At 73.8% G+C, this 23912-nt stretch carries 22 protein-coding genes and 1 pseudogene; 10 read left to right on the plus strand and 13 right to left on the minus strand.

What is annotated here, in order from left to right; translation table 11 throughout:
* Nucleotides 1–164 (minus strand): NAD-dependent epimerase/dehydratase family protein (locus FRZ03_RS05685; protein ID WP_146464100.1); only part of this gene is annotated, 164 nt, incomplete at its 3' end.
* A 236-nt stretch (nucleotides 165–400) separates the two neighbouring features.
* Between FRZ03_RS05685 and FRZ03_RS05690 the strand changes: the two genes are divergently transcribed.
* From FRZ03_RS05690 to FRZ03_RS05700, 3 genes are all read left to right on the plus strand, one after another.
* Nucleotides 401–1066, plus strand: coding sequence for a ScbR family autoregulator-binding transcription factor (locus FRZ03_RS05690; RefSeq protein ID WP_146464028.1), 666 nt, complete (start codon nucleotides 401–403; stop codon nucleotides 1064–1066).
* 259 nt (nucleotides 1067–1325) lie between these two features.
* The gene (locus tag FRZ03_RS05695) at nucleotides 1326–3509 is read left to right on the plus strand and encodes an MMPL family transporter (RefSeq protein WP_146464029.1); all 2184 of its coding nucleotides are present in this window, start codon (nucleotides 1326–1328) and stop codon (nucleotides 3507–3509) included.
* 146 nt (nucleotides 3510–3655) lie between these two features.
* A complete protein-coding gene (locus FRZ03_RS05700) occupies nucleotides 3656–4120 on the plus strand; it encodes a hypothetical protein (protein ID WP_146464030.1) in 465 nt (154 codons plus the stop codon).
* A gap of 16 nt (nucleotides 4121–4136) precedes the next feature.
* Here the strand turns inward: FRZ03_RS05700 and FRZ03_RS05705 are convergent, their stop codons facing one another.
* The 3 genes from FRZ03_RS05705 to FRZ03_RS05715 all read right to left on the minus strand — a co-directional run bounded on the left by FRZ03_RS05705 (nucleotide 4137) and on the right by FRZ03_RS05715 (nucleotide 7556).
* Nucleotides 4137–4481 (minus strand): cytochrome C oxidase subunit I, encoded by a 345-nt coding sequence (locus tag FRZ03_RS05705; protein WP_261398598.1) that lies wholly within the window; start codon nucleotides 4479–4481, stop codon nucleotides 4137–4139.
* A gap of 16 nt (nucleotides 4482–4497) precedes the next feature.
* A complete protein-coding gene (ctaD, locus tag FRZ03_RS05710; RefSeq protein ID WP_146464031.1) occupies nucleotides 4498–6186 on the minus strand; it encodes an aa3-type cytochrome oxidase subunit I in 1689 nt (562 codons plus the stop codon).
* Nucleotides 6187–6350: 164 nt separating this feature from the next.
* Nucleotides 6351–7556, minus strand: coding sequence for a mannosyltransferase family protein (locus FRZ03_RS05715; protein ID WP_146464032.1), 1206 nt, complete (start codon nucleotides 7554–7556; stop codon nucleotides 6351–6353).
* A 197-nt stretch (nucleotides 7557–7753) separates the two neighbouring features.
* On the opposite strand from FRZ03_RS05715, the gene FRZ03_RS05720 reads away from it, so the two are divergent.
* Together FRZ03_RS05720 and FRZ03_RS05725 are read left to right on the plus strand one after the other, a co-directional pair.
* Nucleotides 7754–8623, plus strand: coding sequence for an MBL fold metallo-hydrolase (locus FRZ03_RS05720; RefSeq protein ID WP_146464033.1), 870 nt, complete (start codon nucleotides 7754–7756; stop codon nucleotides 8621–8623).
* Nucleotides 8624–8654: 31 nt separating this feature from the next.
* Nucleotides 8655–9041 (plus strand): DUF2267 domain-containing protein, encoded by a 387-nt coding sequence (locus FRZ03_RS05725; protein ID WP_146464034.1) that lies wholly within the window; start codon nucleotides 8655–8657, stop codon nucleotides 9039–9041.
* Nucleotides 9042–9059: 18 nt separating this feature from the next.
* Here the strand turns inward: FRZ03_RS05725 and FRZ03_RS05730 are convergent, their stop codons facing one another.
* Both FRZ03_RS05730 and FRZ03_RS05735 read right to left on the minus strand, forming a co-directional pair.
* On the minus strand, nucleotides 9060–9728 hold the full coding sequence (locus FRZ03_RS05730; protein ID WP_146464102.1) for a dienelactone hydrolase family protein: 669 nt from the start codon (nucleotides 9726–9728) through the stop codon (nucleotides 9060–9062).
* A gap of 134 nt (nucleotides 9729–9862) precedes the next feature.
* Nucleotides 9863–11036 (minus strand): annotated as a pseudogene (locus tag FRZ03_RS05735) (hypothetical protein).
* A gap of 113 nt (nucleotides 11037–11149) precedes the next feature.
* On the opposite strand from FRZ03_RS05735, the gene FRZ03_RS05740 reads away from it, so the two are divergent.
* Nucleotides 11150–12394, plus strand: a complete 1245-nt coding sequence (locus tag FRZ03_RS05740; protein ID WP_186785269.1) for a molybdopterin-dependent oxidoreductase — start codon at nucleotides 11150–11152, stop codon at nucleotides 12392–12394.
* Nucleotides 12391–12843, plus strand: coding sequence for a hypothetical protein (locus FRZ03_RS05745; protein WP_146464035.1), 453 nt, complete (start codon nucleotides 12391–12393; stop codon nucleotides 12841–12843). The genes FRZ03_RS05740 and FRZ03_RS05745 overlap by 4 nt, the downstream gene beginning before the upstream one ends.
* Nucleotides 12844–12855: 12 nt before the next feature.
* Here FRZ03_RS05745 and FRZ03_RS05750 read toward each other — a convergent pair whose 3' ends face one another.
* Nucleotides 12856–13473, minus strand: a complete 618-nt coding sequence (locus tag FRZ03_RS05750; RefSeq protein ID WP_146464036.1) for a TIGR04282 family arsenosugar biosynthesis glycosyltransferase — start codon at nucleotides 13471–13473, stop codon at nucleotides 12856–12858.
* 40 nt (nucleotides 13474–13513) lie between these two features.
* Nucleotides 13514–14215 carry a glycosyltransferase family 2 protein gene (locus tag FRZ03_RS05755; RefSeq protein ID WP_146464037.1) on the minus strand — a complete coding sequence of 234 codons (702 nt, stop codon included), beginning with the start codon at nucleotides 14213–14215 and terminating at the stop codon, nucleotides 13514–13516.
* A 104-nt stretch (nucleotides 14216–14319) separates the two neighbouring features.
* On the opposite strand from FRZ03_RS05755, the gene FRZ03_RS05760 reads away from it, so the two are divergent.
* The gene (locus FRZ03_RS05760; protein ID WP_146464038.1) at nucleotides 14320–15051 is read left to right on the plus strand and encodes a response regulator transcription factor; all 732 of its coding nucleotides are present in this window, start codon (nucleotides 14320–14322) and stop codon (nucleotides 15049–15051) included.
* Between the two features lie 2 nt (nucleotides 15052–15053).
* Nucleotides 15054–16163 carry a sensor histidine kinase gene (locus FRZ03_RS05765; RefSeq protein ID WP_146464039.1) on the plus strand — a complete coding sequence of 370 codons (1110 nt, stop codon included), beginning with the start codon at nucleotides 15054–15056 and terminating at the stop codon, nucleotides 16161–16163.
* A gap of 24 nt (nucleotides 16164–16187) precedes the next feature.
* Here the strand turns inward: FRZ03_RS05765 and FRZ03_RS05770 are convergent, their stop codons facing one another.
* Together FRZ03_RS05770 and FRZ03_RS05775 are read right to left on the minus strand one after the other, a co-directional pair.
* Nucleotides 16188–17177 (minus strand): NAD-dependent epimerase/dehydratase family protein, encoded by a 990-nt coding sequence (locus FRZ03_RS05770; RefSeq protein ID WP_146464040.1) that lies wholly within the window; start codon nucleotides 17175–17177, stop codon nucleotides 16188–16190.
* A 117-nt stretch (nucleotides 17178–17294) separates the two neighbouring features.
* Nucleotides 17295–18947 (minus strand): penicillin-binding transpeptidase domain-containing protein, encoded by a 1653-nt coding sequence (locus FRZ03_RS05775; protein ID WP_146464041.1) that lies wholly within the window; start codon nucleotides 18945–18947, stop codon nucleotides 17295–17297.
* Nucleotides 18948–19192: 245 nt separating this feature from the next.
* On the opposite strand from FRZ03_RS05775, the gene FRZ03_RS05780 reads away from it, so the two are divergent.
* The gene (locus FRZ03_RS05780) at nucleotides 19193–21613 is read left to right on the plus strand and encodes a SpoIIE family protein phosphatase (protein WP_261398618.1); all 2421 of its coding nucleotides are present in this window, start codon (nucleotides 19193–19195) and stop codon (nucleotides 21611–21613) included.
* On the opposite strand, the gene FRZ03_RS05785 is transcribed toward FRZ03_RS05780, so the two are convergent.
* The 3 genes from FRZ03_RS05785 to FRZ03_RS05795 form a co-directional block, all read right to left on the minus strand.
* Nucleotides 21585–22802: a PP2C family protein-serine/threonine phosphatase gene (locus FRZ03_RS05785; protein ID WP_261398600.1), complete on the minus strand. Its 1218-nt coding sequence runs from the start codon at nucleotides 22800–22802 to the stop codon at nucleotides 21585–21587. The genes FRZ03_RS05780 and FRZ03_RS05785 overlap by 29 nt on opposite strands.
* 130 nt (nucleotides 22803–22932) lie before the next feature.
* Nucleotides 22933–23088 carry a DUF6131 family protein gene (locus FRZ03_RS05790; RefSeq protein ID WP_143060409.1) on the minus strand — a complete coding sequence of 52 codons (156 nt, stop codon included), beginning with the start codon at nucleotides 23086–23088 and terminating at the stop codon, nucleotides 22933–22935.
* A gap of 130 nt (nucleotides 23089–23218) precedes the next feature.
* Nucleotides 23219–23788 (minus strand): TetR/AcrR family transcriptional regulator, encoded by a 570-nt coding sequence (locus FRZ03_RS05795; protein WP_222443341.1) that lies wholly within the window; start codon nucleotides 23786–23788, stop codon nucleotides 23219–23221.
* Between the last annotated feature and the right edge of the window lie 124 nt (nucleotides 23789–23912).

Here is a 23912-nt window from a genome sequence, read left to right on the forward strand (position 1 = left end):
ACCTCGCCCCCGACGGGATCCCAGCGCGCCGACTCGCTGCCGTCGTGCGGGGCGTGGGCCGAGGAGGCCCGTACGAGCCGGACGACCTGATGGCCGTCGGCCAGCAGCGAGCGGACGAGGGCGGAGCCGACGAGTCCGGTGGAGCCGGTGATCACGACGCGCATGTCGTCCTCCAGGGGCGGGCGTTGAGGTGACGGTGGCCCCCGGTTCGGACCGGACGCGGAGGCCGGGCGGGGGAGGGGGACCCGGTTGCCCGGAACCCTGTGTGTCTCGCCTTACCACACCCCGGGCGACTGCCCGCGACCGACCCCCGATCGACCGTGTGCGGACACCCTTTCGCCGGGTGACCGTGGGGTAGGGTACGAGCTGTTTGGTTTAACGTTCAGCTTGAGGAGGGTCCATGGCTCAGCAGGAGCGAGCTGTCCGGACCCGACGCGCCGTCCTCGAAGCCGCCGCCGCGGTCTTCGCCGAGCGCGGTTACGCGGCGGCGACCATCGCCGAGATCCTCAACCGGGCCGGTGTCACCAAGGGCGCCCTCTACTTCCACTTCGACTCCAAGGCGGCCCTCGCCCGGGGCGTGCTCCAGGAACAGATATCGACGGAGTACCACGTCCCCCGCGAACTGAAGCTCCAGGAATGGGTGGACGCGGGCATGACGCTGGCCGACCGGCTGCCCCGCGAACCCCTGCTGCTGGCCGGCGTCCGGCTGTCGGCCGACCTGAGGGGCCGCAGCGTCTTCGGCAGCGCCTGGCCCGCCTGGGCCGAGTTCACCGCGGCCCGGCTGACGGAGGCCAAGGCCAGGGGCGAGGTGCTGCCGCACGTGGTGCCCGAGGAGTCCGCGCAGGTCTTTCTCGGCGCGTGGACGGGAGTGCAACTGGTCTCCCAGGCCCTCGCCGACTGGGCCGATCTGGACGAGCGCATGGCGGCGCTCTTCGACCATCTGCTCCCGGCCATCACCGTGCCGTCCGTCCTGGACCGGCTCGACACCGCCCCCGACCGGGGGGCCCGGGTGATCGCCGAGGTGCGCGGCCGGTCGCGCACCGCACTCGCCGGCGCGCGCGCCTGACGTCCGCGCAGCCGAAAGGCCGTCATATGCGTGACGGCCACGAGGGGGACGAGCCCCGTTGGCGGACGCGTTTGATCCGTTTCACGTGCGGTACCGGCCAACGGGAATCCGGTGCGAAGAACGTATCTTCGGTCACTACGATGTGACCGCTAAGACAACTATTCGACCGGCTCGTCGCACAAGGGCCGGTCGGGGTCGCCGATGCCAGGGACCGCTCCCCGGGCTGCGGTGATCTTCCTTCCCAGGAGGACCCTCCCGCATGTTCCGACGTATTGGCGCTGCAGTCGTCCGGCATCCGGTCTGGACGATCGTGGCCTGGCTGATCGCCGCGGTGGCGATCGTCGCCACCGCCCCAGGCCTGCCCTCGAACAGTGACGAGAGCAGCTTTCTGCCCAAGAGTTACGAGTCGATCAAAGCCGCGGACCTTCAGCAGAAGGCGTTCCCCAGCGCCTTCACGCCGTCCGCGATCGCGCTCTACCAGCGCACCGACGGCGGCCGGCTGACCGCCGCCGACCAGAAGGACATCGCCCGGATCACCACCGGACTGGGCGAGAAGAAGATCGACCAGGTACAGAAGGTCGTCCCCGGCCCGCCGTCGAAGGACGGCAGGTACGCCCTGACCCTGGTCCAGATGGACAGCAAGAACGCCGGCCAGCCCAAACAGGCCGACGCCGCCAAGGCGTTGCGCGACGACGTCAAGCAACTGGCCAAGGGCACCCACCTCGACGTCAAACTGGGCGGCTCGGCCGCACAGGCCCTCGACCAGCAGGACTCCTCCAAACGCGGCCAGGCGCTGATCGGCTTCGGCACCTTCGCCATCATCCTGGTGACCCTGCTGATCATCTTTAGGGCACCCATCCTGGCCGTCCTGCCCCTGGTCCTCATCGGCCTGGTGTCGGCCGTCGCCAACGGGCTGATCGCCTACGCCACCAAACTCTTCGGACTCCAGGCCAACAGCTCCATCTCGTCCATCCTGATCGTGGTCCTCTTCGGCGTCGGCACGGACTACTTCCTGTTCCTGATGTTCCGTTACCGCGAGCGCCTCAGGGCCGGTGACGAACCCAAGGAGGCCATGGTCAACGCGGTCGGCCGAGTCGGCGAGGCCATCGCCTCGGCCGCGGGCGCGGTCATCATCGCCTTCCTCGCACTGGTCCTGTCCACGCTGGGCTTCCTCAAGCAGATGGGCCCCGCGCTCGCCATCGCGGTGGCCGCGACCCTGGTCGCCGGCCTGACCCTGATCCCGGCCGTGGTCTCCCTGATCGGCCCCAAGGTCTTCTGGCCGTCCAAGTCCTGGCAGAAGGAGCCGGAGAACGCCCGGTTCGCCGCGCTCGGCCGCGCGGTGCGGCGCCGTCCGGCACTGACCGCCGTCGCCTCCGGCCTGGTCCTGCTCGCCCTGTCGGCCGGCACCCTCGGCTACAAGGCCACCTTCGACCTGGCCTCGGGCTCGATGCCCAAGACCAAGGAGTCGATGGTCGTCCAGGACCAGATGCAGAAGGCGTACTCGGCGGGCGCCGCCGCGCCCACCGACGTCTACCTCTCCAGCACCGACGGCAAGCCGCTGGACAAGAGCGGCTTCGCCGCGTACGCGCGCAAGCTCGGCTCGGTGGACGGCGTCGCCGGTGTCCGGATGAGCCAGCTCAACAAGGAGGGCACCACCGCCGACTTCACCGTCACCCTCAAGTACGAGGCGTCCACGGACCGGGCCATCGACGCCGTGGGACGGGTGCGCGACGCCGCGCACGCGGGCGCGCCCGCCGGCACCGAGGCGCTGGTCGGCGGCATGTCCTCGATCTACAAGGACATCGACACGGCGGTCAACCACGACTACCGCACGGTGTTCCCCGTCGCCGCCGTCCTCATCATGGTCATCCTCGGCCTGCTGCTGCGCAGCGTCGTGGCGCCCTGGTACCTGATGGCCTCGGTGGGCCTCGGCTTCGGCGCCACCCTGGGCGCCACGGTCTGGATCTTCCAGAAGGGGGAGGGGCACTCCGGCCTGATGTTCATGCTCCCGGTGATCATGTATCTCTTCGTGGTCGCCATCGGCACGGACTACAACATCCTCATGATCGCCCGGCTGCGGGAGGAGGCCCGCGAGGGCCGCGAACCGCGCGAGGCGGCCGGCATGGCGCTGCGGCACGCCGGGCCGACCGTGGCCGCGGCCGGCTTCATCCTGGCGGCCACCTTCGCCACGATGATGCTGGCGGGCAACTCCCTGCTCACGGAGATGGGTTTCGCGGTCTCCTTCGGCATCGCGATCGCCGCGTTCGTCATGGCGATGTTCTTCACGCCGAGCCTCACCGCGCTCATCGGCCACGCGGCCTGGTGGCCGGGCCACGGCGACCGCGCGGAGCAGGACCCGGCCGCCACGGACCCGACCGGACCCGGCCGGGTCCCGGGCGCCCGTGACGCCTCCGCCCACGACCCGGCGGGCCGCGGCCGCTGACACCGGTCCCGGCGGACGAGGGGCACACCAGGGCGGCCGGCCCCGGTGTGCCCCTCCGTCCTCGCGCCGGGAGGCGTACCCGGAACCCCTGGTACACCGTTGACCGGTCACGTTTCGGGCGGGTGCGCCGCGGTACCCGGAGCCGCATGTTCCGCAGCATCGCGCGTGGCTGCGCCGCCGGCGCCGCCGGTACCACCGCACTGAACGCGGCGACCTACCTGGACATGGCGTTGCGGGGCCGGCCCTCCAGCAGCGCCCCCGAAGACGTGGTCGAGAAGGTCACCGAGAGGGCCGGTCACCCGGTCCCCGAGACGGACGGCCGGGACAACCGGTTGTCCGGGATGGGCGCGCTCGCGGGCATCGCCGTCGGTGTCGGCGCCGGCGTCGCCGCGTCGCTGCTCCACCGGCTCGGCGTGCGCCCGCCCCTCTGGCTGGGCGGGCCGGCCACCGGAGCGCTGGCGATGGCCCTCACCGACGCCCCGATGGCCGGCCTCGGGGTCAGCGATCCGCGCAGCTGGTCGGCCACCGACTGGACCGCGGACGCCCTCCCGCACCTGGCCTACGGCCTGGTGACCTACGGGCTGATCAGCGCGGCGCACCGGCGCCGCTGAACCCTGGGGCGCCGCCTCACAGCAGCAGCAACAGCACCGCCAGCGCGGTGCAGCCCGCGCAGACGGCCAGCGTCCAGCCCACACAGCGCCGCCGCAGCTCGTCGTAGCGGTGTTCGTACTCGGCGCGCAGCGACGTGCACCGGGCCGCGATCCGCTCCAGGTCCTTCCTGGCGCGCAGCAGGCTGTCCGCCACGTAGCACTGCTCGATCTCCGCGCGCTGCGCGCTCGTCAGCCACTCCATGGGCCGCACGAACTCCCGGGCACGCTGCTCGGCCTCCGCGATCCGCGCCTGCCAGAGCAGGTACCCCTCCACCTCGTTGCCCAGTTCCCCGCCGGTTCCCCCCTGCGCCAGTTCGCTCACCGCAGTCCTCGGTCGCTCAGAGCGCGCTGTGGGCCTCGGCCTCGGCGAGCGCGATGTCGGGGTGGTGCAGGTCGAACGCCGGGGACTCGCTGCGGACCCGCGGCAAGGTCAGGAAGTTGTGGCGCGGCGGCGGGCAGGAGGTCGCCCACTCCAGGGAACGGCCGTAGCCCCACGGGTCGTCCACGCCGACCGGCACGCCGAACCGGGCGGTCTTCCAGACGTTGTAGAGGAACGGCAGCATCGACAGGCCCAGCAGGAACGAACCGATGGTGGACACCGTGTTCAGCGTGGTGAAGCCGTCGGCCGCCAGGTAGTCGGCGTAACGGCGCGGCATGCCCTCGGCACCCAGCCAGTGCTGCACCAGGAAGGTGGTGTGGAAGCCGACGAACAGTGTCCAGAAGGTGATCTTGCCGAGGCGCTCGTCCAGCATCTTGCCGGTGAACTTCGGCCACCAGAAGTGGAAGCCGGCGAACATGGCGAACACGACCGTGCCGAAGACCACGTAGTGGAAGTGGGCCACCACGAAGTACGAGTCGGAGACGTGGAAGTCCATCGGCGGGGAGGCCAGGAGGACTCCGGTCAGGCCGCCGAAGAGGAAGGTGACGAGAAAGCCCGCCGACCACAGCATCGGCGTCTCGAAGGACAGCGAGCCCTTCCACATCGTGCCGATCCAGTTGAAGAACTTCACCCCGGTCGGTACCGCGATCAGGAAGGACATGAAGGAGAAGAACGGCAGCAGCACCCCGCCGGTGACGAACATGTGGTGCGCCCACACGGTGATGGACAGCCCCGCGATGGAGATCGTCGCCGCGATCAGACCCATGTAGCCGAACATCGGCTTGCGGGAGAAGACCGGGATGACCTCGGAGACGATGCCGAAGAACGGCAGCGCGATGATGTACACCTCGGGGTGGCCGAAGAACCAGAAGAGGTGCTGCCACAGCAGGGCGCCGCCGTTGGCCGCGTCGAAGATGTGCGATCCGAAGATGCGGTCCACCTCGGCACCGAAGAGCGCGGCGGCCAGCACCGGGAAGGCGAACAGGACCAGGACGCTGGTCAGCAGCACGTTCCACACGAAGATCGGCATCCGGAACATCGTCATGCCCGGGGCGCGCATGCAGATGATCGTGGTGATGAAGTTGACCGAGCCGAGGATGGTCCCGAAGCCCGAGAAGGCCAGACCCATGAACCACACGCTCGCGCCGACACCGGGCGAGAACACCTCGTTGTGCAGCGGGGCATAGGCGAACCAGCCGAAGTCGGCCGCGCCGTCCGGGGTGATGAAGCCGGCCACCGCGATCAGCGAGCCGAACAGGTACAGCCAGTAGGCGAACATGTTCAGCCGCGGGAACGCCACGTCGGGGGCGCCGATCTGCAGCGGCATGATCCAGTTGGTGAAGCCGGAGAACAGGGGTGTCGCGAACATCAGCAGCATGATCGTGCCGTGCATGGTGAACGCCTGGTTGAACTGCTCCTTGGAGACGATCTGCAGTCCGGGCCGGGCGAGTTCGGCGCGCATGATGAGCGCCAGCAGACCGCCGAGGATGAAGAACGCGAACGACGTCGCCAGGTACAGCGTGCCGATCGTCTTGTGATCGGTGGTCGTCAGCCACTTCACCACGACATGGCCCGGCTGCTTGCGCCTCACCGGTACTTCACTGTCGTAAGTGTCGGCCGGCCCCTTGGGCTCGTTCAGAATGCTCACAGCTCGTACGCCTCCCGGCGCTCTCAGGTTCGCCGACGTCAGTCACCCGACATCCTTGCGGCACCGGAGCGGCGCGGACGCCCTCGGCGGCCCGGACGCGGCCGATCGGCTGACGCTCGCACCCGAATGGAGCAGCCGTACACCCCTTTTGGCGCAACGGGCGCTCAGGGCGAGTGATTGGCGAAGGTCGCCACGTACGTGCCGTACAGCAGCGAGAAGCCGGCGAGGGTCCAGCAGAGCCGCAGCGCGCCCTCGGGGTTGGTGCGCCGCATGCGTACGAGGGCCTGGGCCGCGGGGATGAGCAGCGGGAAGGCCGGCAGCAGAAAGCGCGGCTTGGACTCGAAGGGGCCCGAGACCGCCACGACCGGCAGCAGCAGCGCGGCGGTGAACAGCACCAGCGCAAGCGGCGCCCGGTCCCGGCACAGCAGCCCGAACAGGAGGATGCCCGCCGCGACCACCACCAGGGCCACCGGATAGATGATCCCGCCGTCGAACAGCGGCATCGTCGCGAGGAACCGCAGGGTGCCCAGGCCCAGGTCGAAACGGGACTCCCAGGCGCTCTGCACCTGGAAGTAGCCGTGCAGCAGATCGCCCGTGCGGTGCCCGACCAGCAGCAGGTACGCCGTCCAGCCGAGCGGGGCCGCGCAGACGCCGGCCCACAGGCCCGCCGGCACCCGGCCGCGCCGCCGTACGACCTCCAGGGCCGCGACGCCGAGCACGGCGGCGGCCGCCGCGTAGCCGTTGGGCCGGGTCAGGCCCGCGAGCCCGGCCAGCAGGCCGGCCGTCAGCCAGCGGTGGTCCAGCAGGGCGTACAGGGACCACACGGCGAGCGCGATGAACAGGGGCTCGGTGTAGGCGAGGGTGAGGACCACCGAGTGCGGCAGGACCGCCCACAGGGCGACCATGGCGGTGGCCACGGCGCGGCCGTGCAGCCGGTGCCCGATCGCGTAGACCCCGAGGGCGGCCAGCGCGGTCGCGGCCCAGGCGATCAGCAGCGCCGCCACGCCCGGCGACAGCAGGGGGACGTGGTCGAGCGCCCGGATGAGCGCCGGGTACAGGGGGAAGAACGCCCAGTCCGTCTGCACCGCGCCGGAGTCGGTGATGTGCAGCCGGGTCCCGTAGCCGTGGGTGGCGATGTGCAGGTACCAGACGGAGTCCCAGGAGTGGGCCAGGCCCTTGAGCATCGAACGGCCGGTGAGCACGTTCACCGCGACCACGAGGGCCGCCCCGGTCAGCCGTACGGCCGCGAACAGGGCGAGGGCCCGCCGGGCCCCCGGCGGGCAGGCCCACCGTCCGCGTTCCCCGGAGGCGGGGAGACCGGGCCGTTCGGGGACGGAGGGGTCGCGGCGCTGCGGGGAGAACGTACTCACCCTCCGACCTTGATCGCAGCCGCGCGCCCGTGCAATGGGACCACGCCGATCGCGCCACTTCTGTCTTGTTTTCCGCGCTGGTCAGAGCGTCGACGGCGGCGAAAATCAAGACCGTCTCGCCCTACCGGTCCCGGTTCGCGCCGGTCATCCTGGTACGTGGGCCCGCCCCGGGCCGCACCCGCGGAAGGAGTCCCGCTGTGGACGGCTGGTACGTCGACGACCGCTGCACCAACTGCGACGTGGCCCGGCAACTGGCGCCGGACCTGATCGGCGAGGAGGACGGCAGGTCCCGGATGCTGCGGCAGCCGCGCACCGAGGAGGAGGTCCGGCGCCTGCACGCCGCCGTCTTCGCCTGCCCCACCCGCTCGATCCGTCCGGCCACCGGACACGCCGATCAGAGCCTCGACCCGTTCCCCATGCGCCTGGACGACACCGTGCTGCTCTGCGGCCACAACTCACGGCGGACCGCGGGCGCCAACTCCTATCTGCTGCGCCGCCCCTCCGGCACCCTGATGATGATCGACACCCCGCGCTGGGCACCCGACCTGGCCGACCGCTACGCCGCCCTCGGGCGGGTCACCGAGGTGCTGCTCACCCACCGCGACCACGCCGCCCACGGCCGCCGTTACGCCGACCGCTTCGGCGCCCGGCTGTGGATCCACGAGGGCGACCTCGACGCCGCGCCCGACGCGGACCGGGTGATCCGCGGAATCGACCCGGTGGAGGTCGGCGAAGGAGTCACCGTGCAGCCGCTGCCCGGACACACCCGGGGCAGCGTGCTGTACCTCGCCGACGACCGCTACTGCTTCAGCGGCGACAGCTTCTACTGGTCGCGGTCGCTCGCCGATCTGACCGTCGCGGACAGCGTGACCTGGTACTCCATCGAGGAACTGGCCGCCTCCCTGGCCCGCACCGCCGCCGGCCTGCGCTTCGAGTGGGTGCTGCCGGGCCACGGCGACCGGATGCGGCTGCCCGCCGACGAGATGTCCCGCCGCCTGCGCGCGCTGGCGGACCGCGCCCGTGTGCTGCGCCCGGCGCCCGTCGACTTCACGGCCGTACGGTGGTAGGGGGACCGGCGTTCGACAGCGGGAGGTCACCGTGCGACTGGCGGAGTTTCTGACCCGGGTCCAGGACCGTGGGGAGTACCGGAGCCCGGAGGAGGCCGAGCACGTGAGCGAGGCCGTGCTGTGGACGCTCGCCACGCGGATCAGCCCTCAGGAGGCCGACGACCTGGCGGCCCGGCTGCCCGCCCCGCTGGACGAGGCCCTGCACCGCGACCGGGGATGCGCCGAGTCCTTCGGCCGGGAGGAGTTCCTGCGGCGCGTGGCCCAGCAGACCGGCGCCCGGCCGCGCACGGCGGAGTGGGACGTGGGCGCGGTGCTGTCCACGGTCGCCGACGTGGTCCTCGGCGGCGAGCTGGACGATCTGCTGTCCCGGCTGCCGGACGACTACGCGGAGCTCTTCGGCAAGGCGGAACCCGGATGAGCCCCGGGCGGGGCTCGCTCAGCCCTGCCCGTGCGTCTCGGGCCTGCGCAGCCGCCGGTCGCACCACCGGCGGGTGACCTCGGCGACCTGGGCCAGTGCGCGCGGGTCCTCGAACAGATGGGTGGCCCGGGGGACCACGTGCAGATAGTGCGGGGCCCGCAGCCGTCGGGCGGCCTCCTCGTTCAGCCGCAGCATCTCGTGGTCGTCGCCGCCCACGATCAGCAGTACCGGGGCCGCCACCCGCTCCAGCGCGTCGCCCGCCAGCTCGGGCCGCCCGTCCCGCGAGACCACGGTCAGGACCTGCTCCGGGCGCTCGGCGGCGGCCGTCAGGGCCGCCGCGGTGCCCGTGCCGGCGCCGAACAGCACGACCGGGACGCCCCGGGTGTCGGGCTGCTCCGCGAGCCAGTCGATCGCCCCCACCAGCCGTCGGCTGAGCAGCGGGATGTCGTAGCGGTGCCCGGCGTTCAGCGCGTCGTGCCGTTCCTCCCGCTCGTTGAGCAGGTCGAGCAGCAGGGTGCCGAACCCGGCGGTGCGCAGCTCGGCGGCGACCGTCCGGTTGCGGGTGCTGTGCCGGGAGCTGCCGTTGCCGTGCGCGAACAGCACCACCGCACGCGACGGTGCCGGGACCACGAGGTCCCCGTGGAGCGCGGCGTCCGCCATACGGACGAGAACCATCTCGGAGATCATCGGCATCAACCCTTCCCGGGGCGCCGGCCCTGCCGATCGATACGGCCCGGATGTCCACCTCCCATCATGCGCCCGGGGCGCGGCTCCCGGCACCCGCAGGCTCCCGGCAGCCGCGGCGCGCGGCCCGGTCGACATCACCAGCCGGTCAGCAGCAGGTGGTTGAGGAGCAGGGCGAGCAGCACCTGGGCGGCGAGCCAGGGACGGGGGCGGGGGAGCAGCGCGCAGGCGGGCAGCAGCCACAGGGCGAAGGGCAGCCAGATGCGCTCGGTCTCGGCCTTGCTCAGTCCGGACAGGTCGGCCATGAGCAGCGCGAGCAGGGCGGCGGCCACGAGCACCGCGAGCCGGGCCCCGGGGCCGGTACGGCGGCGCAGCAGCAGCGCGCCCGCGCGGCACAGGCCCGCCGCCGTGGCCGGGCCGGTGATGAACACGGCACAGGCGAGGTCGGCCCACACCCAGTAGCCGTAGGGCCGGACGCCGCCCACGCCCTGGTGGTAGCGGACCGTCAACAGACGGTAGCCCTCCCACCAGTCGAAGCCCGCGAGCGTGAACGCCGCCGGGACGACGGCCAGTCCGGCGAGGAAGGCGAGCAGCGGCAGGCGGCGGTCGTGCGGTTCGTGCCGGGTGAGGACGAGGACCGCCGCGCCGAGCAGGGCGAAGAGCACGAGGCCGTACGAGAGGTAGCAGGTCAGCCCGGACAGCAGGCCCGAGGCGGCGGCCGCCCGGGGGGAGGGGCGGGTGAGGGCGACGGCGAGCAGGGCCACGGACCAGGCGGCGACCGCGGCGAAGTAGCCGTCGGCCGAGACGCCCTGCCACACCGCGGCGGGGGCCGCCACCACGAACGGCGCGGCCCGCCTCGCCGGCGCCTCGCCGGTCAGGGCCCGCAGCGCGACCAGCACCGCCGCGCATCCGCTCGCGCCGACGACCACGCACCACATCCCGGCCGATCCCCCGCAGATACTCGTTGCGGGCGGTCAGCCGGCCCGCGACGCCCCGCTGCCAGCCGTCCACCAGTGCCAGGGAGACGATCCAGGCCACCGCGGCCGCCCACCCGGCCGCGAGCAGCCACCGCCAGGGCAGACGGGCGGCGAGCGCGGGGCCGTACGCCACCGCGGCCGCGGCCAGCACCAGGGCCGTGGGCGTGCCGGGGCCGAGGTGCGGATCCCAGTCGGCGAGCAGCGGGGGCCAGTGCACGAACAGGGTGTGGTCGGCGTCCTGGATGCGCCGGCCGACCAGGACGGCCGCCGTCACCAGCAGGGCGGCGGCACCGGCGGCGTACAGGTCGCGGCGGGCGGCGGGGCGGAGGGTCACAGCGGAACGCTAGGCCGGGCGGGCGGCAAAGGGCCGCCGTCCGGGCCGGACGTCCGCGTTTCGTCACCGGTCCTGTCCCCGCTTTCGGGCCCTGTCCCGCCTAACGTCGGACCATGCGCGACCCTCACCGGCTCCCCTCCTCCCCGGGCTTCTGGCGCAGCCCCGTGCGCGGCCCCCGGTTCACCGCGGTGCTCGGCCTCGTCCTGCTCGCCGGCGTCAGCGTGCTGTTCGTGACCGGGCTGGTGTCGTACGCCGCCTACAACCCGAACCTGTCGCGGGTGAACGACACGACGCCGGACAAGGGCCTGCTGGGCTTCTACCTCTTCGCCTGGCCGACCCGCCCGGTGTGGCTGTACCGGCTCACCCAGGGCGTCCACGTCACGCTCGGCCTCACCCTGGTCCCCGTCCTGCTGGCCAAGCTGTGGTCGGTGGTGCCGAGGCTGTTCACCCTGCCGCCGGCCCGCTCGCTCGCCCACGCCCTGGAACGGCTGTCGCTGTTGCTGCTGGTGGGCGGCGGGCTGTTCGAGTTCACCACCGGAGTGCTCGACATCCAGCTGGACTACGTCTTCCCGGGCTCCTTCTACCCGCTGCACTTCTACGGCGCCTGGGTGTTCTTCGCGGCCTTCCTCGCCCACGCGGCGCTGAAGCTGCCGACGGCGGTGCGGGCCCTCAGGGAGCGGCCGGACGCGGGCGGCGGCGCGGACTCCCTGGTCTCCCCGCGCCCCGCCCCGCCCACCGTCTCCCGGCGCGGCGCGTTCGGCCTGGTCGGCGGCGGCTCGCTGCTGCTGTTCCTCACCACGGCCGGGCAGAGCCTGGGCGGGCCCCTGCGCCGTACGGCCCTGCTCGCGCCGCGCGGCCCGGCCGACCCGAACGGCGGCCCCAGCGGCTTCCAGATCAACAAGACGGCCGCGTACGCCGGGATCACCCCGGCCGACACCCACGAGGACGCCTGGCGCCTCGTCGTCACCGGCCGCACCGGCACCGTCCGGCTCAGCCGCGCCCGGCTGCTGCAACTTCCCTTGCACAGCGCCTCGTTGCCGATCGCCTGCGTGGAGGGCTGGTCGACCGCCGACCAGTGGTGGCGCGGGGTGCGGCTGCGCGACCTCGCCGCGCTCGTCGGACACGACGGCGCCGCGCCGGACGTGCTCGTGGAGTCCCTGCAACGGCACGGCGCGTTCCGCCGCGCGGCCCTGCGCGCCGACCAGGTGGCCGATCCGCGCTCCCTGCTCGCCCTCTACGTCAACGGCGAGGAACTCTCCGCCGACCACGGCCACCCCGCGCGCGTCATCGTGCCCGCCGCGCCCGGTGTGCTCAACACCAAATGGGTGGCCCGGCTGACCTTCGGAGACCTGCGATGAGGCCGCGCCGGCCCCGGCTGCCGCTCGGCAGTCCCCGCCAACTGGTGCTGCTCGGCTGCTCGTTCGCCGTCGCCGGGTACGCCGGGGTGCGGCTGCTGGCGAGCGACCCGCTCGGGGTGCTGCTGTGGTTCGTGGGCGCCGCCCTGCTGCACGACCTGGTGCTGCTGCCGCTGTACTCGGCCGCGGACCGGTCCCTCGTCCGCGGGCTCGGGACGGCCGGGCGGCGCGCCTGGACGCCGTACGCGCGGGTCCCCGCCGCGCTGTCCGCGCTGCTGCTCCTCGTGTGGTTCCCGCTGATCGGCGGCAGGGTGGCCGAGCGGTACCGGCTGGTGACCGGGCTGTCCCCGGACGGTTTCCTCGCCCGCTGGCTCCTGATCACCGCCGTCCTCTTCGCCGGCTCGGCGCTGTCGGCGGCGCGGCGGGCGCGCAGGGCGGCGAGGGGCGGCTGAGCCGGGTCCGGATCAGCGTCCGGACGCCGGGGCGCACCGGGCCAGCCGGGCGGCGAACCGGCCGTGCGGGGCGAGCGCGGCGACGGCGCGGGCGTCGGCGGCGACATCGACGTCCCGCAGCCGGGGCAGCTCCCGCACCCGCAGTCCCGCCGCGCGCAGCCGCTCGCGCTGCGCGGCACCGGTTTCGGGCGTCGACATGGGCACGCCCCGCAGCAGCGCCGGGTCGGGCTCGGCCAGGCCGAGCGCCCAGAAGCCGCCGTCCTCGGCCGGGCCCAGATACGCGTCGCAGTCCGCGAAGTCCACGGTGAGCAGGTCCGGGGTCACCTGCGGGGTGTCCATGCCGATCAGCAGGGCCGGGCCCGCGCAGTGTCCGAAGGCGTCCGCCAGGCGCTCGTCCAGGCCGCCCGCGCACTGCGGCAGCACCTCGAAGCCCGGCGGCAGCCACGCGCCCGGCGTCCCGTCCAGGACGAGGACCCGCCGGGACGCGGGCGCCGCCGCCACCGCGCGCAGGGTGTCGGCCAGCGCCGCCTCGGCCAGCCCCGCAGCCTCGGCCGGGGTGAACGGCGGGGTCAGCCGCGTCTTGACCCGCCCCGGTCGAGGCTCCTTGGCGATCACCAGCAGCGTGGTCACCGGGCCGCCCGGGTACGGGGCGACGCCACGGGGGGCGCGCTCACCGGGCCGCCCGCGCCCCGGCCGGCGTCTCCGCCAGCACCCGGCGCATGTCCCGCACCGCACGCCAGGTGCCGGCCCAGGTGCCCGTCACCTTGGACAGCCCGGTGCGCGGCAGATACGGCACATCACGCTCGACGACGCGCCACCCGGCGTCGGCGGCACGCACCACCATCTGGAGCGGGTAACCGCTGCGCCGGTCGGTGAGGTTCAGCGCCAGCAGCGCCTCGCGGCGGGCGGCCCGCAGCGGTCCGAGGTCGTGCAGCCGCAGCCCGGTACGGTGGCGCAGCAGCCGCGCCAGCGCGAGGTTCGCGGCCCGGGCGTGCACCGGCCAGCTGTCCCGGCCCACCGGTCGGCGCCGCCCGAGCACCAGGTCCGCCGCGCCGGAGCGCACGTCCCGGACGAAGGGCACGAGCAGCGCGGGGTCCAGGGAGGCGTCGCAGTCGCAGAAGCAGACGATGCCCGCGGTGGCGGCGGTCAGCCCGGTGTGGCAGGCGGCGCCGAAGCCGCGCCGGGGTTCGTGCAGCACCGTCGCGCCCAGTGCGCGGGCGATCCGCGCCGAGTCGTCGGTGGAGCCGTTGTCGACGACGAGGGCGCGCCACCCGGCCGGGATCCGCCCGAGCACCCAGGGCAGTGCCTCGGCCTCGTCCAGACACGGCAGCACCACGTCGACGTCCGCAGAAGTGGTCGTCACACCCTTCACCCTACGAAGACGAACCGGACAAAGCGGGCTTCCGCTCCTTACGAAACGCGGACGGCGCCCCGGCTGCCGCACCGCCGCCGGACCCGTGGTGCCACGCTTGAGACATGCAACCGCCGTACGAGTCCCGCCCGGCCGGGGCCGCCGACCGGGCGCCCCGGGCCCGGGTCCTGGTCGTGGACGACGACCCCACCGTCGCCGAGATCGTCGCCGGATACCTGGACCGCGCCGGGTACGCGGTCGACCGCGCGGGCGACGGTCCCACCGCCCTCGGCCACGCCCTCGAACACCGGCCCGACCTCGTCGTCCTCGACCTGATGCTGCCCGGCATGGACGGCCTGGAGGTCTGCCGGCGGATGCGGGAACGGGGACCCGTGCCCGTCATCATGCTCACCGCCCGCGGCGACGAGGAGGACCGCGTCCTCGGTCTGGAGGTCGGCGCCGACGACTACGTCACCAAGCCCTTCAGCCCCCGCGAGCTCGTCCTGCGCGTGGAGTCCGTGCTGCGCCGCAGCCGCCCCGCCGCCACCGGGGACCGGCTGACCGCGGCCGGCCTCACGCTCGACCCGGACGCCCGCCGCGCCACCAAGAACGGCCGCGAACTCGCCCTCACACTCCGGGAGTTCGACCTGCTCGCGTTCTTCCTGCGGCACCCCGGCCGGGCCTGCGCCCGCGAGGACCTGATGCGCGAGGTCTGGGGCTGGGACTTCGGCGACCTGTCCACCGTCACCGTGCATGTGCGCCGGCTGCGCGGCAAGGTCGAGGACGACCCGGCCCGGCCGCGGCTCATCCGCACCGTGTGGGGCGTCGGCTACCGCTTCGAACCCGAAGGGGACTGAGCGTGCGCGACGCCCTTTTCATCGCCCTCTACGCCTTCGCCGGCGCCGCCGCCACGGGCCTCGCCGGGGCGTGCGCCCTGCGGCTGACCCGGCGGCGCTCGCTCACCGCCTCGCTCGCCGTCGTCGCCGCGGTCGGCGTCGTCGCCATGCTCGCGGGCACGCTCGCCGTCGCCTGGGCGATGTTCCTGTCCCCGCACGACCTCAGCGTCGTCACCACCGTCGTCGCCATGGCGGCCGTCGTCTCCCTGGCCACCGCACTGCTGCTGGGCCGCTGGGTGGTCGCCCGCAGCCGCGAACTCGCGGATGCCGCCCGCGCGTTCGGCGACGGCGGTGCCTTCGCCGCGCCCGGCGCTCCGGCCACCGCCGAACTGGAGGACCTGGGCCGGGAACTGGCGGCCACCAGCGCTCGGCTCGCCGAATCCCGCGAGCGCGAACGGACCTTGGAGGCCTCCCGGCGGGAACTGGTCGCCTGGATCTCGCACGATCTGCGCACCCCCCTCGCCGGACTGCGCGCCATGGCGGAGGCCCTGGAGGACGGGGTGGCCACCGACCCCGGCCGCTATCTGCGGCAGATCCGCGCCGAGGTGGAACGCCTGGACGGCATGGTCGGGGACCTCTTCGAACTCTCCCGCATCCACGCGGGCACCCTGCCGCTGAACCTGTCCCGCGTCTCCCTGTACGACCTGGTGGGCGACGCCCTGGCGGGCGCGGGCCCGCTGGCCCGGGAGCACGGGGTGCGGCTGGTGGGCGAGCGCGTCGCGCCCGTGCCGGTGGAGGTGGACGGCCGGGAGATGAGCCGTGTGCTCGGCAACCTGCTGGTCAACGCCATCCGCCGCACCCCGGCCGACGGCACGGTGGCGGTCGCCGCCGAACGCACCGCCGACGGCGTGGTGGTCTCCGTCAGCGACGGCTGCGGCGGCATCCCGGACGAGGACCTGCCGCGCGTCTTCGACACCGGCTGGCGCGGCACCGACGCCCGCACGCCCCCGGCGGGCGCGGGCCTCGGCCTCGCCATCGTCCGGGGCATCGTGGAGGCCCACCGAGGCCGGGCCGCCGTGCACAACATCCCCGGCGGCTGCCGCTTCGAGGTGACCTTGCCGGCCGCGCCGTAGGGTCTTTCTCGGATCGGGCCGGGCTCAGTCCTCCCGGGCGAACTCCCGGACGCCCTCCGCGAAGCCGACCCGTGGCCGCCAGCCCAGCGCGGCCCGCAGCCGCGAGGAGTCGGCGGTGATGTGCCGTACGTCCCCCAGCCGGTACTCCCCGGTGACCACCGGCTCCGGGCCCCCGCACGCCGCGGCGAGCGCACGCGCGAGTTCGCCGACGGTACGGGGCTCACCGCTGCCGGTGTTGTACACCGTGAGCGCCCCGGGCGCGGCCGCCGCCTCCAGCGCCGCCACGTTCGCCCGGGCCACGTCCCGCACATGCACGAAGTCGCGCCGCTGCCGCCCGTCCTCGAAGACCCGGGGCGCCCGGCCGCGGGCGAGGGCGGAGCGGAAGAAGGAGGCGACCCCGGCGTACGGGGTGTCCCGGGGCATCCGGGGCCCGTACACGTTGTGGTAGCGCAGGGACACCGCCGACCCGCCCGTGCCGCGGGCCCACGCGGCGGCCAGGTGCTCCTGGGCGAGCTTGGTCGCCGCGTACACGTTGCGGGGGTCGGCGGGGGCGTCCTCCCCGACCGGGCCGGGCACCAGTTCCGTCCCGCACTCCGGGCACCGCGGCTCGAACCGGCCCGCCGCCAGGTCGGCCACGGCCCGCGGCCCCGGCCGTACGACGCCGTGGCGCGGACACGTGTACCGGCCCTCCCCGTACACGACCATCGACCCGGCCAGCACCAGCCGCCGCACCCCGGCGGTCGCCATCGCGGCCACCAGCACGGCCGTCCCCAGGTCGTTGCGCGAGACGTACTCCGGGGCGTCCGCGACCCCCTCGCCCAGCCCGACCATCGCCGCCTGATGGCACACGGCGTCCACCCCGGCCAGCGCCCGGCCCACCGCGTCCGCGTCCCGCACGTCCGCGCCGGGACGCGCGCGGACGTCGTACACCACCGGCTCGTGCCCGCCCGCGCGCAGCGCCTCGACGACATGGGACCCGATGAATCCGGCACCGCCGGTGACCAGTACCCGCATACGGCCACGTTAGGAGCGACCGGCGCCGTTTCCCCGGGGCGCGCCGGGGACGTCACGGCTCCGTAAGGCCCCCGGCCGTCGCGGCCCGGCGCGGGACACCGGGCCGGGGGCGGCCGGTCAGCCCGCGGTCAGCAGGTGCCGGACGACATAACCGGCGGAGTCGACGCCCGAGCTGCCGCCCTCGACCAGGGCCGCGGCCGCGATGCGGGAGCCGTACGCGGTCAGCCAGCCGTTGGTGTGGTCGCCCTCCTCGGCGGTGCCGGTCTTGGCGCCGACGCCGGGCAGCCCCCCGAGGCGCGGGGCGGCGGTGCCGGAGGCGGCCGTGGCGCGCATCATCGACCGGAGGTACCCCGCCGTGCGCGGCGAGATGGGCCGGGGCGCGCTCTCCTGGTGCTGCCCCGGCAGGATGACCGGCTGCCGGAAACCGGCGTTGCGCACGGTGGCCGCCACGGACGCCATGAACAGCGGGGTGGCCGACACCCTGCCCTGGCCGATGAACTGGGCGGCCTGGTCGCCGCCCTGGGCGTCCGGCGGCACGCTCGGGTCGGTGGTGGCGACTCCGCCGCCGATGGACCAGCTGCCCATGCCGAAGACGTTCACGGCCTCGTCGTGCAGCGCGGAGGCGTCACCGTCGTGCACGAGGTAGTGGAAGCCGTCCTTGATGAACGACGTGTTGCACGACACGGCGAAGGCCTGCGCCAGGCTGGAGCCCTCGTTCGGCTTCACCCCGGGATCGTTGTGGAACAGCTGGCTGTTGGCCATCAGCGAGTCGGTGCACGGCGCTGGGCTGGCCGGGGTCAGCCCCGCCTTGTCGAACAGGGCGGCGGCCGTGACGATCTTCATCGTGGAGCCGGGAGACTTGATGCCGTTGATGGCGATGTCCCCGTCGTCACCCGTGTGCGCGACCGCCAGGATGTGGCCGTTGCTCCAGTCGAGGGCCACGGTGCCGGCGGGCCGCCCCCCGAGGTGCGGGTCCTGCACCGCCGCCTCCGCGGCGGACTGGAGCCGGGCGTCGATGGTGGTCCTGATGACCGGGGCGCGCCCCTTGGTGAAGGTCTTCAGCGTCTTGACGCCCGTGCCGTCCGCGCCGACCACGGCGATGCCGGTGCCGGGACGGCCGCCGGTGGCCTTGGCGTTCTGCCGGATCGTCGCGGCGATGTCCCGCAGGGACGCGAACGTGGTCAGGTCCGTCTTCCCGTCGCCCGCCACCACCGTGGCGTCGCTCGCCCCCGCGGGCAGCGTGCCCGCGGTCAGCGACTGGTCGTCCCCGAGGCCCGGGTACAGCACGGAGTTGTTCCAGTGCACGGCCGTCGCGCCGTTGCCGCTCTTGCGTACGGCCACCGCGCTCGGGTAGCTCCAACTGCCGCCCGGTACCCGGGCGGTGACGGTGAAGGTGACCTTGGCCGCGCCCGGGGTCGCGGCCGAGGGACCGGCCGGGCGGACCTGGGTGAAGGCCAGCTTCTGCAGATGCAGGCCGTCCTTGTACTGGCGCAGGGCCTGGGCAGCAGTGTCCGGCGCGTCGGTGATCCGGGCCGCGCCGTCGAACCGCCGGCCGGACCAGTGGTCCAGGAACGTCCGGGCCAGCTTCACCGCCTCGGTGTCCGAGGGCGGTGTGGTCGACACCGTGGACGGGTCGAAGCCCGCCTCCTCGGACCGGTCCCCGGCCGTGCCCCCGGTCAGCCCGTGCAGGAGGTTGTAGGTGCCTAATCCCCCCGCGACGAGCAGCGCGGTGCACGTACCGGCTATGCCGATCTTCACAGCTCTGTTCATGCGCCGGATCGTATGGACGTTGCATGAAGGCGCGGGCCATCTACTGCGCGATCGTTACCGGAATGTCAGTGCGGACCGCTCAAAAACGCGGCCGGCCCCAGGTGCGCCGCACTGGCGGGGGCGCGGGGCGAGCCGGGCGTACCGGGGGCCGGGACCCCGTCCGCCGGGGGGTTAAACCAGTCGATACTGGTGTAAAAGTGAGACTGATGGAACCAGCGCGCAAGAGCGACACCGCAGACACGCCCATGGGGTCGGCGGATCTGTTCGACGCGTCTGCCGACGCGGCCGCGGTGATCCGTGAGGACGGCACCGTGGTCGGCTGGACCCGTGCCGCCGAGGCCCTGCTCGGCTACCCCGCGCCGGAGGTGGTCGGGGGCTCCGCCGCCCGGCTGCTCGCCATGCCCGAGGACCCGGCGCGGACCGCGGGGATCGCGCAGCGCTGCCGCGGCGGCAACGGCTGGAGCGGCCAGATCCGCGTACGGCACCGCGACGGCCGCCCCCTCGACGTGCTGCTGCGCGTCTCCGCCTCCTTCCGCATGGCCGGACGCGTCTGCTTCCTGGCGTCGGCCCGCAGGGAGCGCCCGCAGTGGACGATGGCCCAGTCCGTCCTCGACGGGTTCCTGACCCGTTCACCGGTCGGCATGGCCGTACTGGACCGCGAACTGCGCTACGTCTGGCTGAACGACACCCTGGAGCGGCTCGGCGGGGTGCCCCGCCCGGAGCGGCTGGGGCGGCGGCTCGGCGACCTGCTGCCGGGGCTGGAGGACGAGGCCCTGGAAGGACTGATGCGCAAGGTGATCGCGACCGGCGTGCCGGTCACCGACTACGAGTACGCGGGCTGGAGCTGGGCGGACCCGCACCGCCGGCACGCCTACTCGACGTCGTTCTTCCCCCTGGTCGACGTCGACGACTCCGTCATCGGTGTCTGCTCCATGGTCCTGGACGTCACGGAGCGCTGGACCGCCCGGCGGCTGCTGTCGATGGTCAACGAGGCCGGCGCCTGCATCGGCACGACCCTCGACGTGGCGCGGACGGCCCAGGAACTCGCCGACTTCGCCGTGCCCCGCTTCGCCGACTTCGTCGTCGTGGACCTGCTCGAACCCGTGCTCGGCGGCGAGGGCCCCGGCACCTGGCCGGGCGAGGAGGGCCCCGACCCCACCGCGCCCGCGATGCGCCGCGCCGCGCTGCGCTCGGTGCGCGAGGGCTGCCCCGAGGCCGTCCACCGGATCGGCGACCGGGTGGGCTTCCCCGCCCCGCCGTACGACGCCCGGACGCTTCTCCAGGGCGACCCGCTGTTCCTGCCCGTCCTCGACCCGGAGCGGGGCCCCTGGGTCGAGGCCGAGCCGCAGCGGGCGGAACGCATCCGCGCGTTCGGCCTGCACTCCCTGATCGCGGTCCCGCTGCGGGCCCGCAACACCGCCCTCGGCCTCGTCACCTTCGCGCGTTCGACCAACGCGGTGCCCTTCTGCTCCGACGACGTCCTGCTGGCCCGGGAACTGGTGGCGCGGGCGGCGGTCTGCCTCGACAACGCCCGCCGCTACACCCGGGAGCACACGGCGGCCCTCACCCTCCAGCGCAGCCTGCTGCCCCCGACCCTGACCGGCGGCACCGCGCTGGACGTGGCCTCCGCCTACCGCCCGGCCGACCCGGCGGGCGGCGTCGGCGGCGACTGGTTCGACGTGATCCCGCTGTCCGGGGCGCGGGTCGGGCTCGTCGTGGGGGACGTGGTGGGCCACGGCATCGGCGCGGCGGCGAGCATGGGCCGGCTGCGCACCGCCGTACAGACCCTCGCCGACATGGAACTGCCCCCCGACGAACTCCTCGCCCACCTCGACGACCTGGTGCTGCGCCTCGGCGCCGAGGACGACGGGTCCGGGGCCGCGGCGCAGAGCGCGGCCGCCCTCACCGGGGCGACCTGCCTGTACGCCGTCTACGACCCGGTCAGCCGGCGCTGCGCCATGGCCCGGGCCGGCCACCCGCCGCCGGTCGTCGTGCCCCCGGACGGGCCCGCCCACTTCCCGGAGATCGCCGCCGGGCCCCCGCTGGGCCTGGGCGGACTGGCCTTCGAGGCCACCGAGATCGAACTGCCCGAGCACAGCCTGCTCGGCCTGTACACCAACGGCCTCATCCAGGCCTGCGACGACGTGGAACGCGGCATGGCCCGGCTCGCGCGGGCCCTCACCCGCGCCGAGCCGGACCTGGACGCGCTGTGCGCCGCGGCCGTGAGCGAACTCGTCCCCCGGCCCCAGCCCGACGACATCGCCCTGCTGCTGACCCGCACCCGCGCCCTGGGCGCCGACCACGCCGTCTCCTGGGACGTGCCCGACGATCCGGCCGCCGTCGGCGAGATCCGCGCCCTGGCCGCCCGGCAGGTGACGGAGTGGGGCCTCGGGGAACTGGTCATGACGACGGAACTCCTGGTGAGCGAGCTGGTCACCAACGCGATCCGGTACGCCGCCCCGCCGATCCGGGTACGGCTGCTGCGCGACTCCCGGCTCACCTGCGAGGTCGCCGACGCCAGCAGCACCGCCCCCCGCCTGCGGCACGCCCGCAGCACGGACGAGGGCGGCCGCGGCCTGTTCCTGGTCGCCCAGCTCTCCCACCGCTGGGGCGCCCGCTACACCGGCGAGGGGAAGATCATCTGGGCCGAGCAGGAGATCCCTTAGGGGAGCGATGGTCCGGCTGGGAAGCGGTCGAGTCGTCCACGGTCCGCGGGCCGCCGTCGAGCAGACAGGCGGCGAGGGCCGCCGTGTCGTCCTGGAGGCGGTCGCCGCTGTACTCCAGCAGATCGCGGTGGAGCCGTGCCAGCAGTTCACCGGGCTCCAGCGGGCCCCACGAGCGCAGTCGCCGCGCCAGCGGGTAGAAGGCGCCGGTCGCGTCCCTGGTCTCGGTCACGCCGTCGGTGTAGAGCAGCAGTTGCTCGCCGGGCCGGAACGGGTAGCTGTCGATGTGGTGCGGCTCGGTGAGCAGCATCCCGAGGTTCAGCGGCGGGCCCGACCGCCCGCTGTCCAGCTCCCGCACCTCGTCGGGGCGGATGACGAGCGGCGGCGGATGGCCGCAGTTCACGACGCGGACGACCCGGCCGCCGGCGGGGATCTCGGCGAAGACCGCGGTGATGAACCGCTCGCCGGTCTCGCTGCCCCTGATGTGCCGGGCCCGGCGCGACACGCTCTGTTCCATGCGCCGGGCGAGGGCGGCGAGGTCGGGCTCGTCGTGCGCGGCCTCGCGGAACGCGCCGAGCAGCGCGGCGGCCGTCTCGACCGCCTGCAGGCCCTTGCCGCGGACATCGCCGATGAGCAGCCGGACACCGAAGGCGGTGGGGACGGCCTCGTACAGGTCGCCGCCGATGCGTGCCTCGGCGGCCGCCGACAGATAGAAGCTCTCCAGGCGCAGATCGCCGATCCGCTGCGGCAGCGGCCGCAACAGGACGCGCTGCGCGATCTCGGCCACGAACCGCACGTCGGCCAGGGTGCGTTCACGGTGGATGCGGTGGGCGGCGAGGATGGTGCCGAGGCCGCCGACCAGGACGGTGCAGACGTAGTCGGCGACATAGTGCCGGTCCCACAGATAACCGACCGGACGGCCCGCGCAGCACGGGGTGCCGGCCAGGACCCCCTCCAGGACCACGGCGAGGGCCGTGGCGCCGGCGACGACGAGCGGGCCGTACGCGAAGGCGGTCACCAGGGGAAGGGCGACCAGCAGAAAGCTCACGGGCCAGTCGACGGGGGTGAGCGGTTCGAGGATCAGGACCGCCGCGACGTAGGCGACCGGGAGCCAGCGCATCCAGGGCGGGGGCGCCGGCGGGCCGGTCCGCGTGGCGGCACCGGCCTCCGGCTGGCGGCGTGGACTGCGCACACAGGACTCCTGTCACGGGCTGGACGAGGATCCAGCCTGGTGCGCGGGCCCACGCCGCACCGGTCATTGCTCCGCCTGGCGGCATGTTCCGCCGCCCGGGGTCCCCCCGGCACCGACCGGGGGGACCGGTTCACCAGTAATGCCGCCGGCCGGCGACCGCGTGACCCATCGACCCCAGGATCCACAGGATCGCGCCGACCACCAGAAGGATGATCCCGATGGTCCACAGAATGGATATCCCGGTGAGGAATCCGACGATGAGCAAGATGATGCCTAGGGCGATCATGGCCCGCCTCCTGTCGACGAACGTTCCTGGTGACCGGGTGCCCCGAAGCGCGCGAAGTCATCATCCGGGCGCCGGAAATCTGCGCGGACACCCCGGGCGTGCGGGCCGCGGCCGGCGTGCGGCCCGGTGGTCACCTCTGCGGCGCGCCGCGGCGCAGGCCGTCCATGACGAGGTCGAGGAGCCGGGTGGCGCGGGGCCGCCAGTCCTCGTGCGGGTCGAGCTGCCACAGGCCCGCTATGGCGAGCAGGAAGTCGTCCGCGGTGACGCCGGGCCGGATGGTGCCGGCCGCCTCGCCGGCCCGCAGCAGGAGGTCCGCCGCGTCGGACACCGGGGTGGGCGCCGGCTTGGCCGGGCCGCCGGGGGCGCTGGTGACCTGCCGGATCGCGTCGGCCAGACCGGCCTTGGTCATCGCGAACTCCGAGAGCCGGTCCATCCAGGCCCGCAGGGCCTGTTCGGGCGGCAGGGCCGCGAGGAGCCGGGCCGCGCTGTCCGCCACGCTCGCCATCTCGTGCCGGTAGATCTCCAGGACGAGCGACTCGCGGTTGGGGAAGTTGCGGTAGAAGGTGCCCTGGCCGACGCCCGCCTTGCGGGCGATGGCGCTCAGCGGGGCGTTCGCGCAGCGCGACAGCTCGGCGATGGCCACCTCCAGGATGCGCTCGCGGTTGCGCTGCGCGTCCGAGCGCCGTGGTGAGTCCTGCATGTGCGGCACCCGTCCTCCCCGAGGGGCGTGGCCGAACCTCGCCCTTGCTAAGCGGACAACTGTCCGTTACGTTTCCGGAGTAACGGACACCTGTCCGGTTGAAGTCCACGATAGCTGCCAAAGC

This window comes from Streptomyces misionensis (assembly GCF_007896895.1).
Taxonomy (GTDB): Bacteria; Actinomycetota; Actinomycetes; order Streptomycetales; family Streptomycetaceae; genus Streptomyces; species Streptomyces misionensis_A.